General features: G+C 63.5%; 11 protein-coding genes. 5 read left to right on the forward strand and 6 right to left on the reverse strand.

Annotated features, from left to right (window positions below; genetic code table 11):
* Window positions 1-95 precede the first annotated feature (95 nt).
* Both RM530_RS11975 and RM530_RS11980 read right to left on the reverse strand, forming a co-directional pair.
* The gene (locus RM530_RS11975; RefSeq protein WP_311365467.1) at window positions 96-1,406 is read right to left on the reverse strand and encodes an ATP-binding protein; all 1,311 of its coding nucleotides are present in this window, start codon (window positions 1,404-1,406) and stop codon (window positions 96-98) included.
* 10 nt (window positions 1,407-1,416) lie between these two features.
* Window positions 1,417-2,073: a response regulator gene (locus tag RM530_RS11980; protein WP_349256229.1), complete on the reverse strand. Its 657-nt coding sequence runs from the start codon at window positions 2,071-2,073 to the stop codon at window positions 1,417-1,419.
* 116 nt (window positions 2,074-2,189) lie between these two features.
* Here RM530_RS11980 and RM530_RS11985 point away from each other — a divergent pair, with 116 nt between their 5' ends.
* The gene (locus RM530_RS11985; RefSeq protein ID WP_311365469.1) at window positions 2,190-3,461 is read left to right on the forward strand and encodes an MFS transporter; all 1,272 of its coding nucleotides are present in this window, start codon (window positions 2,190-2,192) and stop codon (window positions 3,459-3,461) included.
* Between the two features lie 402 nt (window positions 3,462-3,863).
* Here the strand turns inward: RM530_RS11985 and RM530_RS11990 are convergent, their stop codons facing one another.
* Complete coding sequence (locus RM530_RS11990) at window positions 3,864-5,342, reverse strand: hypothetical protein (RefSeq protein ID WP_311365470.1); 1,479 nt, start codon at window positions 5,340-5,342, stop codon at window positions 3,864-3,866.
* Window positions 5,342-5,809, reverse strand: coding sequence for a cupredoxin domain-containing protein (locus tag RM530_RS11995; protein WP_311365471.1), 468 nt, complete (start codon window positions 5,807-5,809; stop codon window positions 5,342-5,344). The genes RM530_RS11990 and RM530_RS11995 overlap by 1 nt, the downstream gene beginning before the upstream one ends.
* 96 nt (window positions 5,810-5,905) lie before the next feature.
* Between RM530_RS11995 and RM530_RS12000 the strand changes: the two genes are divergently transcribed.
* The gene (locus RM530_RS12000; RefSeq protein WP_311365472.1) at window positions 5,906-8,134 is read left to right on the forward strand and encodes an amidohydrolase family protein; all 2,229 of its coding nucleotides are present in this window, start codon (window positions 5,906-5,908) and stop codon (window positions 8,132-8,134) included.
* A gap of 13 nt (window positions 8,135-8,147) precedes the next feature.
* Here the strand turns inward: RM530_RS12000 and RM530_RS12005 are convergent, their stop codons facing one another.
* Window positions 8,148-8,597: a cytidine deaminase gene (locus RM530_RS12005; protein ID WP_311365473.1), complete on the reverse strand. Its 450-nt coding sequence runs from the start codon at window positions 8,595-8,597 to the stop codon at window positions 8,148-8,150.
* Between the two features lie 119 nt (window positions 8,598-8,716).
* Here RM530_RS12005 and RM530_RS12010 point away from each other — a divergent pair, with 119 nt between their 5' ends.
* From RM530_RS12010 to RM530_RS12020, 3 genes are all read left to right on the forward strand, one after another.
* Window positions 8,717-10,243 (forward strand): FAD-binding oxidoreductase, encoded by a 1,527-nt coding sequence (locus RM530_RS12010; RefSeq protein WP_311365474.1) that lies wholly within the window; start codon window positions 8,717-8,719, stop codon window positions 10,241-10,243.
* A 101-nt stretch (window positions 10,244-10,344) separates the two neighbouring features.
* Window positions 10,345-11,241 carry an AEC family transporter gene (locus RM530_RS12015; RefSeq protein WP_311365475.1) on the forward strand — a complete coding sequence of 299 codons (897 nt, stop codon included), beginning with the start codon at window positions 10,345-10,347 and terminating at the stop codon, window positions 11,239-11,241.
* A gap of 342 nt (window positions 11,242-11,583) precedes the next feature.
* Complete coding sequence (locus tag RM530_RS12020) at window positions 11,584-11,766, forward strand: carboxymuconolactone decarboxylase family protein (protein ID WP_311365476.1); 183 nt, start codon at window positions 11,584-11,586, stop codon at window positions 11,764-11,766.
* Between the two features lie 67 nt (window positions 11,767-11,833).
* Here the strand turns inward: RM530_RS12020 and RM530_RS12025 are convergent, their stop codons facing one another.
* On the reverse strand, window positions 11,834-12,970 hold the full coding sequence (locus RM530_RS12025) for an ATP-binding protein (RefSeq protein WP_311365477.1): 1,137 nt from the start codon (window positions 12,968-12,970) through the stop codon (window positions 11,834-11,836).
* Between the last annotated feature and the right edge of the window lie 193 nt (window positions 12,971-13,163).

Here is a 13,163-nt window from a genome sequence, read left to right on the forward strand (position 1 = left end):
TGATTTTTCCGGGCACTGGACCCCCGCCTACGCGGGGATGACAGATCGAATATTGATGTGAATTTCCGGGACACAACACTAGACTCTGTGCGCGATCACCCGGCCGCGTTCCTGAACTCCAGCATCACCCGCAGGCCACCCAAGGGTGAATCGCCCAGCTCCAGCATCGCAGCGTGGCGTTCAGCGATCGCCTTGACGATCGCCAAGCCCAGGCCGCTGCCGCCTTCGGTCGAGCCGCTGCGGCGATGGAAGCGGTCGAACACGCGTTCGCGTTCCTGCGCCGGGATGCCCGGCCCGCTGTCGTCCACGGTCAGACGCACCGCTTTCCCGAACGATTCCAGTTGCAGCCGCACCGTGCCACCGGCCGGTGAATAGCGCAGCGCGTTGTCGCAGAGATTGCGAACCAATACCCGCAGCGATTCGGCCTCGCCTTCAATGGTCACGGGTGTATCCGCGGCCTCCAGACTCAGTTCGGAGCCGCGTGACTGCGCATGGGCGGCGGCGTCCGCGACGCCGGCGCGCACCACTTCGTCGAATCGCAGCCGCGCAAAGGACGGATTCGCGCCGCCCGGTTCGCTGCGCGCCAGCGTCAGCAACTGCGCGACCAGATGCCCGGCGCGGTCCACCGCCTCGCCGAGTCGCGCGAGCGCATCCTGCCGCGCCGAATCGTCCGGCGCGCGTGCCAGCAATTGCAATTGCAGACGCACCGCAGTGAGCGGTGTGCGCAATTCGTGCGCCGCATCGGCCACGAAACTGCGTTGTATCTCGATGGCCTGCGACAGACGCGCGAGCAGGCGGTTGAGTTCGAGTACCAGCGGAGCGACTTCCGTGGGCATGCCGTGCGTGGTCACGGCTTCAAGAGTGCCGGCATCGAGTTTCTGAACTTCGTCGGCGGCGCGCCGCAAGGGCGCCAGCGCGCGCGTCACGATCCACCAGATCGCCAGGGCCATCAGCGGCGGGAACAGCAGCAACGGAATCATCGCGCGCAAGGCGGCGCGGCCCGCAAGGTGCTGGCGCACCTGCCAGGGTTGCGCCACCTGGATCACGCGACCCAGGGTCTGCAGGCCGAACACGCGCCAGCGTTCGCCCTGCAGAGTGAGATCGGAGTAACCGAGGATCGCCTGATTGATCGGCGGCAGACCGGGCCGCGACAGGTAGATGCGCGTGCCGAACAGGTCCCAGATCTGGATCACGAAGTCGGAATTGCTGTCCTCGGCGCCGAGTTGCAGGCGCGGCGCCACAGAACCCTGGTCGCGCAGCGACAGGGCCATCTGACGCAACTGGTAATCGAACAGCTCCGAGGTTTCCTCGAGGATGCGCTGATAGGTCAGCAGGCCGACCAGTGCGGCCACCGCCACGAACATCAGCAGCAGGCCGGCAAACAGGCGGGCGCGGATCGAGCGCATCAGCGCGCGCTCATGTCGGCACGCTGTAGCCGACGCCGCGCAGTGTGCGGATGCTGTCGCTGCCGAGCTTGCGCCGCAGACCGTGGATGTAGACCTCCACGGCATTGCTTTCGACTTCCTCGCCCCAGCCGTACAGATGCTCCTCGAGCTGCGCCCGCGACAGCACCGTGCCGGGGCGCCGCAACAGCGCTTCGAGCACGGCGAATTCGCGTGCCGACAGCCGCACCGGCCGATCCTGGAGGCGCACTTCGCGCGTGGCCGGATCCATGCGGATGCCGCGATGTTCGATCACCGGTTCGGCCCGGCCGGCGCCACGCCGCAGCAGGGAGCGCAGCCGCGCCGACAGCTCGTCGAGATCGAAGGGTTTGATCAGATAGTCGTCGGCGCCGGCGTCCAGCCCGGCGACGCGTTCCGGCACCGCATCCCGTGCCGTCAGGATCAGCACCGGCGTGTCGTCGCCGCGGCCACGCAGTGCACGCAGAACCTGCAGGCCGTCCATGCGTGGCAGGCCAAGGTCCAGCAGAATGCAGTCGAAACGCGTGGCGCGCAGACTGGTGTCCGCGTCCCTTCCATCGGCCAGCCAGTCCACGGCATAGCCCTCCTGGCGCAGCGCGGTGCGCACGCCTTCGGCGATCATGCGGTCGTCTTCGATCAGCAGCACGCGCATCGGCTTGGTCGGCATCGGTCCACGGCGGGGGACGGCATGATCGCCGCGCTTGTGGCTGGCGGCAAACGTCGCAGGCACACATTGATCGGGCGAATCTGCGAAAATCGCGCCCGCTCATGCCCCCCGATTCCACACCGAACGCCGCGCCGCCGCGCAAGGACGCCTTCGCGGCGCTGCGTTACCCCGAATTCCGCAACCTGATTCTGGCCAATGTGCTGCTGACCTGCGGCCGTCTGATCCAGGAAGTCACGATCGGCTATGAGCTTTACCGCATCACCGGCAATGCCTTGATGCTGGGTTTGGTGGGGCTGGCGCAGGTGATTCCGTTCATGGCCGTGGCGCTGTTCGGCGGGCATGTCGCGGACCGCCGCGACAAGCGCCGGCTGATGGCGATGGCGCAGGGGGTGATGCTGCTGGGCTCGGTGGTGCTGGCCTGGATCATGTGGTCCTCGCGCAGCGACAGCAGCATCGCGGATGCCAACGAACTTACGTTGATCTACGCCACCATGGCGGCGATGGGCTTTGCCCGCGCCTTCTATTCGCCGGCGATGTCCTCGCTGCGCGCGGAACTGGTACCGCGCGAAATCTATTCCAATGCCTCGGCCTGGAGCAGCACCTTCTGGCAGGGTGGCGCGATCACCGGCCCGGCGCTGGCCGGTTTCCTGATCGCTGGTTTCGAGGTCAACGGCACGCTGCTGATCGTGGTGGCGATGATGGTGTTGTCATTGCTGGCGACGCTGCGCATGTCCGCGCATCCGCCGCGTGAAATCCCCAGGCGCGAGTCGGTGTGGAAGAGTCTGGGCGAAGGCCTGGGTTTCGTGTGGCGTTCGCCGCTGATCCTGTACGCGATCACGCTGGACATGGTCGCGGTGCTCTGTGGTGGCGTGATCGCAATTCTGCCGGTGTTCTCGATCGACATACTTCACGTCGGGCCGCAGGGTCTCGGCATTCTGCGTGCCGCGCCAGCCGTGGGCGCGATGCTGACCATGCTGATCTGCACCGCCTTCACGCCCACGCACCGACCCTGGCGCAACCTGCTGCTGGCCGTGGTCGGCTTCGGCATGGCAACGCTGGTGTTCGCGGTGTCCAAGCTGTTCTGGCTGTCGGTACTGGCGCTGTTCCTGACCGGCATTTTCGACGCTGTCAGCGTCGTCATCCGGCAGACCATCCTGCAGGCGCTGCCGCCGGACCATGTGCGCGGCCGGGTGTTGTCGGTTTCCAGCATCTTCGTGTCCGCTTCCAATGAACTCGGCGCCTTCACCTCCAGCGCCATGGTGCGTTTCCTCGGGGCCGTGCCCGGCGTGCTGATCGGTGCCGCGCTGACGCTGACCAGCGTCGGCTACATGTGGAAGCGCGGCAAGGGGTTGGACAAGGTGCGGGTGGACTGATCGCTTCCGGCACGCTCAGGTGGTTAGTTTGAGGATCCGATGAATTTCGCCGACGAACAACTCGCCGTCAGCACCGTCGACAGCATCGATCTGTCGATGGAGCTGGCCGGGGTCGGAGCGCGTGCCTAGGCGTTTTCGATCGACGGGTCGATACGCGCGCTGGCTGCCGCGTTCTGATTGTTGCTCGCCGCCGGCTTCGACCGGGCGCGCACAGAACCGCCGCGTGGAATTCCGGGTGCTCGGAAAATAAGCCTCAACAGCTGGATCGAGGGCGCCTTCGGGCGCCCTTTTCTGTGGGAGGGCTTGCCTGGCGATCCATACGGTCACCGAAGCTCTCACAAATTCCGGATCGTGCCGGCGACCTGTACGCGATGAGCTGTGCAGGGAGCGTGTCGGTGCACGCTATGCGCCCGGCTTGATCGGCTGCGAGAGTATCCACAGCCCCGCGGTGGTGAACAACACCATCAGCAACAGCATTGGCAGCTGACTCGCTATGGCCTGCGAGCGCTTGGGGAACAGGCGCAGGGCTTCCACATGCGCAAGATAGACGCTGACCATATGTCCGAGCACAATCAGGCCCACCTGTACATTCCAGACCGTTCCCATGTCAGGAATGAACGGTGCGCGAAACCAGCCGGCCGTGCCGAACAAGTCCCAGCGCCGGCCCAGCGGATCGGAGGCTAGGCTGATGATCTTCGGACCTTGCGTCAGCAATAGCGTGTAGTAGTGCGTGATGTTGTAGACCAGCGCGATCGGAATCAGCGAATAGGTGAAGCGTAGCGCCAATACTCGGAGCGGCAGCGTGCTGCGCGCCGCGTGTTTCGCCAGCCAGACGAACAGCAGGTAGACCATCAAGTACAGAAACGGCGACAGCACCAGCGCCGTGGTCTGGTAGCCGAGATAGAGCTTGCGCAGCGTCGGGTAGGCAAGGAACGGATTGGGGCTGATCCAGGGCGTGAGCGACTTGTAGATATCCAGCCAGAACCAACGCATCCAGATGACGGTTTCGTGCAAGCCGTCGAAGGCGGTCGAAGACAGCATGAACAGCACGAACAGCAGCAGGCTGATGCTGTCAGCGCGCTCCTCAAGCAGGCCAGAAAAGGGCCAGCGTAGACGCAGGCGTCCGGATCCGGGTTCTCTCGGGCGGTATTCAATCGGCGCCGCTTTGGCGAGCAGCCGGAAATAGACGGCCAGGAATTCGCAGTAACGAAACCAAGCTGTCTTGCCAAGCAGCCAGACGCCGATCAGGTTGAGTACGGTGTAGACCGCCAGGATCACGGACAGCGAGTACGGTCGCGTATTGCCGAACAGCTCGATCCATACGAAACCCATGTACAGCAGCAGCGCTGGCCAATAGCCGAGCCAGGGCGGGTAGCGCAGGCGCCCGCGCGCGTACGAACCCCAAAACCGACCGATCAGGTCGGCGAGCGTGCGCCAAGGGCTGAGTACGGCATAGCTGTCGCCGCAGATCGCCGTGAAGTAGCCGAGCCCGAGGATGAACACGACCCAGAAAAAAGTCATGTTGAAATTGCCGTAGGCATTACGGGTACCGAACAGTCCGCTGACGATGCACAGCACCAGCATCAGCACGGCGACGATACGCAACAATCCCGTCAGCCGAATGCGGCGTAGTAGGCGGACGCCCAGGCTTTCGCCAAGCTCGATGCCATGTGCCGGATGCTCGTTGTCGCTTTCCGTCGCGAAATAGCCGACCACGACGAAAGACAGGATGAGCGCGGCGGCGGCGCCATACAGATAGAGCCACACCGGAACCGGCAGGTTGTAGACCTGCCCGAAGGAATGCGCGAATGCTGCAGACGGTGCGCCCATCAATGCCAGCGCCGCCAGGCTACGCCAGCATGGAAGCCTGTGGCGGTCCATCAGGGTTGAACTTCCACGACGGTCAGTTCGACGTCGGAATGATGCAGCTCCAGCGCGAAACGGCCGGCATGTTTGGCGATGAACTCCAGTGTCGCCGCCTGGTCTGCGTGCACATGCTGATGAAGGTCGTAGCCATGCAGGTGCAGCTCCTCGGGCTGATCGGAGTGCAGCGTCAGCGACACCGTGTCACCGACATGGACGACGACCCGCTCCGGACCCGACGCACGGCGACCGTTCGACGCCGTCCACTCGAAACGCTGCGGCTGCAGCGCCGGAACGGTTCCATCGCTTTTATCGAGTTCAGGAATGTCGGCTTGCAAGGCCGCAGCCGGAGCCGAGCCTTCGATCATTTCTTCTGCCGCGGGCGGAGCCTTCGCGGCCGGCTCCGGCGCCGGCTTCATCCATAGGAAAAGGCCGAACAGCATGAGCAGACCGGTGGCGGTAAATGTCAGCCTCTTGATGTCCATCGAGTCTTAGCATGCTCAGTGAATGACACTGTTCAGCTGGAAAAACCAGCCCTGTATACGAGCAGTATCGGCTAGGGAATCCGGGAGAGACTTACCATGAAGCGACACGGATGTCGGACGGCGCTGTTGGGTGCCGCGCTGTTGCTGGGGGCATGCGGCGGGTCGAGCGAGGTCGGAGGTGGCGATACGCCGCAGGACCCGGATCCGACGCCAGCGCCGTTGACGCGTTATGACATGGCCAATGGCTGTTACGCCCTGCAGGCGGTCGATAGTGGCGAGTACGCGTTGCGTGACGAAGAGGGCGGCTATATCGCCGCCGCTGGCGATGTCGCTGCCGCCACGCCGCTGTTCATGAAGCCGACCGCGCTCGGCAAGTATTTCCTCTATTCCGACAATGAGACGATGCTCGCCGTCCGCGGAGCGGCGGCATTGGGCGAGACCCGGATGCTCGTAGGCAGTGTGGCTGACCCCTGCGCCGAGGCCGACTGGACCGTACTCGAACGCGGAGACGCCCAATTCACGCTGTATTCCGAACTGGCCGACCGTTATCTCGCCGTCAACGAGGAAAGCGGTCTGTTCGAGCTGGCGACCGAGCCGTTCGATTTCGCGTTCGCCGCGGCACGCGGTTGCGTACCGTTCCCCGAGATTGCGCTCGATGTGCAGGGACAGACCTTTAAGGGCCGCGGCGTGGACCAGCCGGTACTCGGCTTCGCCGAAGTACACGCCCACGCCAGCGCCACCACTTTCCTCGGTGGCGGGCACTACGGGCAGCCGTTCCATAAATACGGTGTGACCGAAGCGCTAGGTGACTGCAGTGTGCAGCACGGTCCGAACGGCATACTGGATTTGGTGGGCAATCTGATGGGGGGTGAAAGCGTCAACCCGCTGGCAGCCCATGACACCCAGGGCTGGCCGACCTTCGTCGACTGGCCGAATCGCAATTCGCTGATGCACGAGGGCATGTACTACCGTTGGATCGAACGTGCGTACATGGCCGGTATGCGCATCATGGTCAACGATCTGGTCGAGAACCAGGTCTTGTGCGCGCTGCAGTCGGTGGTCGATGTGGCCAATGCACTGGACATCAACGTCAGCGACATCGTCCACAACCTGACCGAGCTGGTGGTACCGCCGCGCTGCAATGAAATGGAAAGCTCGATCGAGCAGATCCAGTACATGCACGATCTGGAGGACTACATCGATGCCCAGTCCGGTGGCCCCGGCAAGGGTTGGTTCCGTATCGTCGAGTCGCCGCAGGAGGCGCGTTCCATCATCAACGAGGGCAAGCTCGCAGTGGTGCTGGGCATCGAGATTTCGCACATCTTCAACTGTCAGGTCATCAAGGTCGGCGGACTCACACCGGATATCAACGGTTGTGACAAAACCGAGATCGATACTCAGCTGGACCGTCTCTACAACCTGGGCGTACGGCAGATGTTCCCGCTGCACGAATTCGACAACAGCCTCGGCGGCAACGGCATCTTTGACGGACTGATTCTAAACGTGGGCAACTTCGTTGATACCCTTGGATTCTGGGAAACCTATACCTGCCCCGACCAGCCGTATTTCTTCGACGCCGGTGCGGACATGACCACCTCGCTGCCGATCGATTCGCTCAATCCCCTGGTGGATCTGCTGACCAATCTGACGCAGGGGCTGGTGCCCTTGTATCCCACCGGCAAGCAATGCAACTCGCGCTGGTTCACGGACCTCGGCCGCTACGCAATGGAGCGGCTGATGGACAAGAAGATCATCATCGAGGTCGACCACATGGACCTCAAGATGAAGACCCAGCTGCTCGACATGGCCGAAGAACACAGCCCGGCGTATCCCTTGGTTTCGACGCATGGCGGCCACGGCGGCATCAGCATGGAACAGGCGCGACGCCTGCTCGCCGATGGCGGCCTGCTGTATCCGGCCAAGGGCAATGGCATCAAGTACAACGAACAGCGCGAACTGCTGCGCACGGTCAAAAGTCCCGACTATCTGTTCGCGATGGGCTACGGTGCCGACATGAACGGCCTGGCGCATCAGTCGCCGCCGCGCGGCTCGGATGCCGAGCCCGTGCAGTATCCGTTCACCCTGTTCAGCGGCACGGGCTGGGGACCCCAGTTCGACGGTCTGCAGCCTCTGGTGTTCGAACAGAGCGCGGTCCCCGAAGGCGGCCGCTACTTCGACATCAATTCCGAAGGCCTGGCGCAGTACGGCATGATCGCCGACTGGGTGGAAGCGGTGCGGATCGAAGGTGGCGAGCAGGCCATCACCGATCTCTACAATTCGGCCGAGCTGTACCTGCAGATGTGGGAGCGGACGGTCAATCGCTGAGGCTGCATCTGGCTCATTCGCGATAGCGGCTCAGATCCAGGCCAAGGTCGTCGGGCCCGAAGATCGCGTGCGACATCGCGCGCACGCTGCTGCGCCGCAGACTGCCGTCGGCGCCGAACATCAAAATCGTGATGTCGGTCCCGGCGACCTGCGAAAACTCGCCGATGTACTGCAGGCACATGCCGCAGGGCGACAGTGGCTCGGATTTGGCGGAGATCACCGCGATCGCCGAAAACCGGTATTCGCCGTTGGCAACCGCGTGATCGATCGCGCAGCGCTCCGCACACACGCCCATGCCCGAAATCACGCTTTCGATGTTGCAGCCCGGATAGATCGTGCCGCTGACGCTCAGCACCGCCGCGCCCACTGCGAATCCGCTGACAGGCGTGTACGCCCGGCGCATTCCGAGTTGCGCCGCTTCGACAAGTGCCTGTTCGGTCCCTGGGGTGATCGGTTCGCTCATCGGCCGATTGTTGGTCCGTGGGCGCGGCTTGTCCATGCCGGTCCCGGTGCAGGACGGCAGGCTGATAGACTGAGCGCTTCCGTATTGCCGGGGGCGTCCATACGCCCGAATCGTACCGAATGAGCACGCTGCAACAGCGGTTTCCGAATCACTACAGCGACGCGCCCGCGCGTCTGCAAGCCTACGAAATCCCCGAACGTGGCGAGCCCGGCAAGGCCGCCGGTCTGCTGCTTCCCGCCAGCGAATCCGAAGTCGGCGAGATGTTGCGCACCGCCAATGAAACGGGTGCGCGGCTGGTCATCAGCTCCGGTCGTACCGGCCTGGTCGAGGCGCAACGTCCCGAAGGCGAGATCGTGCTGTCGCTGGAGAAGCTGCAACAGCCGCTGAGCTTCAGTCTGGCGGACGGGCGCAGTTTCGATTTCGAGACCGGCCTGGCGCCCGAGGCGCACGGCGATGCCTTGGCGGCCTGGTGGCGCGACGCAGGCAAGCCGTCCGTCGACGGCGCCAGCATCCTCGTCGAGGGCGCGATGGCAGTGGATGCGCTCAACCAGATTCTCGCGCCGATCGATCTGATGTTTCCGATGGAAATGGGCTCAAGCAGCGCCGCCACGGTCGGCGCCTGTGTCGCCAATGCCTCGGCCGGCGCCAATGCCGTGTGCTACGGCACGGCCACCCATATGTGTCTCTCGGCATCCGGCTACTGGGGCAATGGCGAACCCAGCGGCAACTGCACAGCGACCAGATGGCGTCTGCCGTCGCCGGACGCGCTGGCGATCGATTCCGCATCCGTGAATACCGACTGGGGCCTGATCGGCAGCCAGGGTGCGTTTGGCGTGATCACTCAGTTGCGCCTGCGGACCTATCCGGTGCCAATGCAGCGCGAGGCCGCAATGTTGCCGGTGGCCGACATGCCGGCCGCGATGCGGATACTCGGCGCTGCACGCGCCGCGTTTCCGGGTGAGGTCGAGGAATTCGAGTTCATCGGCCGCAGCGCGCTGGAACTGGTACGTGGCCTGCGCGGAGACGCCTTTCGTTGGCCGTTCGAGACCGATCCCGGTGCGCCGTATTTCGTGTTGCTGCAACTCAAGACCCCGGACCCCAACATCGATCTGGCGGCGCGTCTCTACGAATTCCTGGCGGGTGAGCTGGATTTGCAGGATGAGCTGATCGGCTATGCACCGCTGCCGGTGCTCAAGGCGATCCGTCATTCGATTACCGAAGCCAGCAACCATCGCATGCGTGCACTCGGCGGTGGCCGGCTGAGCTTCGATACGGCCACGCCGGTGGCGGTATTCGGCGACTATCTCGCCGGATTGCAGGCTCAGCTCGAAGCCGATTTTCCGCAGGTCGAATGGATTGCTTTCGGCCATGCCGGCGTCGGTGGCGCGCATCTGCATCTGTTGGGTACGCGCGAATCGCCGGTCAAGGCCAGTGCGGCCGCGTTGATCCGTCGCGTGATCGACGTCACGCTGGCCCATGGCGGCACCTTCAGCGCCGAGCACGGCATCGGTCCGAAATGGGCCGAGGAGTATGCGGCGCATACGACACCCGAGACGCTGGAAGGCTTGCTGGCCCAGAAGCGGCGCCTGGACCCGAACAATGTGCTGAATCCGCGCAGCTTCGGATTCGACCGCCTGCTGAAATAAATCGGTTCGTCAGACGCTCTGCGCTCAGACCTTGGTCGCGGTCCGGCGATGCCGTCCGCGCGGGTGCGTAGAATGCGCGCCTCGATCGGTACACGTTACTCATGTCCTCGTTCCTGCTACTGCTGATCTGCCTGGGGCTCGGCGTGCTGTTCGCGCGCTCGGGCCGTCTGCCGCGCGATGCGCCCGCCGTGATCAATGCCTGGATCATCGACTTGGCGTTGCCGGCGCTGGTCATGGAGCTGCTGCCGAAACTCGACTTCCGTCTGGACGTCTGGTATCTCGCGCTGTCGCCCTGGCTGGTGTTCATCGGCTCCTGGCTGCTGTTCGACCGGATCGGCCGGCGCCTGCAATGGTCGCGTGGGCGCATCGGCGCAGTCGTGCTGACCTGCGGGCTCGGCAACACCGCCTTCATGGGTTATCCCCTGATCGAAGCCCTGCGCGGTCGTGAAGCGATGGGCCTGGCGGTGCTGGGCGACCAGCTCGGCACCTTCATCGTTCTGTCCACCGGCGCCGTGGTGGCTGCGGCGATCTACGCCGGGCGCGAGCCGCATCCACGCGCGATCGCCCGGCGCGTACTTACATTCCCTCCGTTCATCGGTCTGGTGATCGGACTCATTGCCGCCGCGGCCGGAGGTTGGCCGCCGGTCGTGGACGAGGTGCTCACGCGCCTCGGCAGCACGCTGACGCCGCTGGCGCTGTTCTCGGTCGGCCTGCAGTTTCAGCTGGGTTTCGGGAGCGGCCAGCGCGCGCCGCTGGTGCTGGGCCTGGGCTGGAAACTGATGCTGGCGCCGCTGCTGGTGTGGCTGGTCGGCGTGCCCCTGGGGATTCGTGGCCTGCCGCTGACCGTCAGCGTCTTGGAAGCAGCGATGGCGCCGATGGTCTCGGCCGGCATTCTTGCCGGACAGTTCGGTCTCGATCCCAGGCTTGCCAACAGCATCGTCGGTGTAGGTACTCTGGTTTCCCTGCTCAGTGTGCCGCTGGCGCACCTGCTGCTGTAGCACGCCGGCCCTGGGCTCGGCACCGACCGGACGGAGATGATTCCAATGCCAGTGATCTTTCGACCTCTGCTTGCCTTCACTCTCCTGGCGCTGTCCGCCTGCGGCGGAACCAGTGGCGGTGCGACCGCGGTCTATGGCACCTATGAAGGGGTGATTCCCTGCGCGGATTGCGCGGGAATCACGGAATCAGTTTCATCGTCATCACGGGCTCTCCTTCGGCTGAGGATTGCATCCTCGTCGTTCGCGGTGAGCTTGCGCTGAACCTGTCACCAGGTTTGACTTAGGTTTGACTTGAAGTCGGCTCGGGTGAACGCTGATGCCCCGGGTCACAGGACAGCAGACATGCGCAACACCTCCGGCAGTAGCACCGGCTGTTTCGATCCCGCAGATCTTGCCAAGTTCGGCAACATAGGCGAGCACGGCCCTGAACACGCTGACTTGTTCTTCAAGTACTACGGCGCGCTTCGGCTGCACCGCCGCCGGCGGCGGCGGCGGCAGTTCCTGTGGGGGGGGGCGACGGCCTGAACTGATTTTTCAGTTGCTTGTCCTTGCGCCTTTGCGAGAAACAAGGGCGGTTGCTCTGGCCGCCTCTTCAGCCGAGACGCTCGATCAGCCCGGCCAAGTGTGTCACCACGACGGGCATCCCCTTGTAACGGCGCCGGGTTACGCGCGGGACATCCTGCGTGACCAGAAAGTTTTCTCCTTCCGGATATTTGCGTCGAAACACCGTCAGCGCCGAGGGATCGAATTCATCGGCCGACCATTTGCATTCAATGGCGACGGGTGGGCCGCCACGCCGCGTCAGCACGAAATCCAGCTCGTGGCCTTGCTTGTCGCGCCAGTATTGAATTTGTCGGTGCTGAAAATGGGCATGCAGTTCGTTGAGTACATAATGCTCCCAGAGTTGGCCCAGGTCTTCCCGGCGTAGCATCGACCAGCCGCGGTAGTAGCTGACAAACCCTGTATCGAAGCCGTAGACCTTTGGTGCGGAAACGATCTCCGCGGATTTTCCGGTGGAAAACGGACGCACGACATGCGCGACGAAGGTTGATTCCAGGACCGCGAGGTAGTTCGAGATGGTTGTCCGGCTGACTTCGCAGGGCCGTGCATAGCGGGTGGCCTCGAAAATACCGCCGCTGGCTGCGAGCAGGAGTTCGACAAAGCGCAGAAAGGAATGGCGCCGTTCGAGTCTGAAAAGTTCCAGGATGTCCTTGGCCCAGTACGCGTCCATCCATTCCTGAAAATCCCGCTCGGCTAGGGATTCGGCGAGCAGGAAGGGTGGCAGCCCGCCACGATGCAGCCTCGTCTCCAGATCCGGCGTGTGGAATGCCTGGGTGTCGGCGGAAGTCGCCGGTGTCAGCCACAGCTCCGCCTTGCGGCCGGCGAGCGTATCGCGAAATTTGCTGGCGGCTCCGAGTGTGGAAGATCCGGTTGCAAGGATGCGGCTTGTCGGAAAGTGGTCGGCCGCGATCTTGAGAAGCTCCGAAGGATTGTCCAGGCGGTGAATCTCGTCCAGTACAACGCGCCGGCCTTCCAGGCTTTCGAGAAAGCCTTCCGGATCGTCCATAAGCCGTCGTGTTCGCGGCAGTTCGCAGTCGAAATATTCGATATCGGGCAGCGAACGGCACAGCGTGGTCTTGCCCACGCGGCGTACGCCAGACAGCCAGAGTACGGAGCGCTGCCGCCACAGATCCTCGATTCGCCGTTGCCATAATGGACGAGTCTGCATGCAAGCATGTTTGCACTTGGTATGACCATATGCAAATCTACTTGCATCTGGTCTATTACTACACCGCGAGGCCGCAGGTTCCTGCGGCTGGGTGACGGCCTAACCGATTTTTGTTTCGCGCAAAGGCGCAAAGCCGCCAAGAAAAATAAAAATCTATAAAAACAACAGACTTGAACCGATTTTCTGGTTGCTT

This window comes from Banduia mediterranea (genome assembly GCF_031846245.1).
Classification (GTDB): domain Bacteria; phylum Pseudomonadota; class Gammaproteobacteria; order Nevskiales; family Nevskiaceae; genus Banduia; species Banduia mediterranea.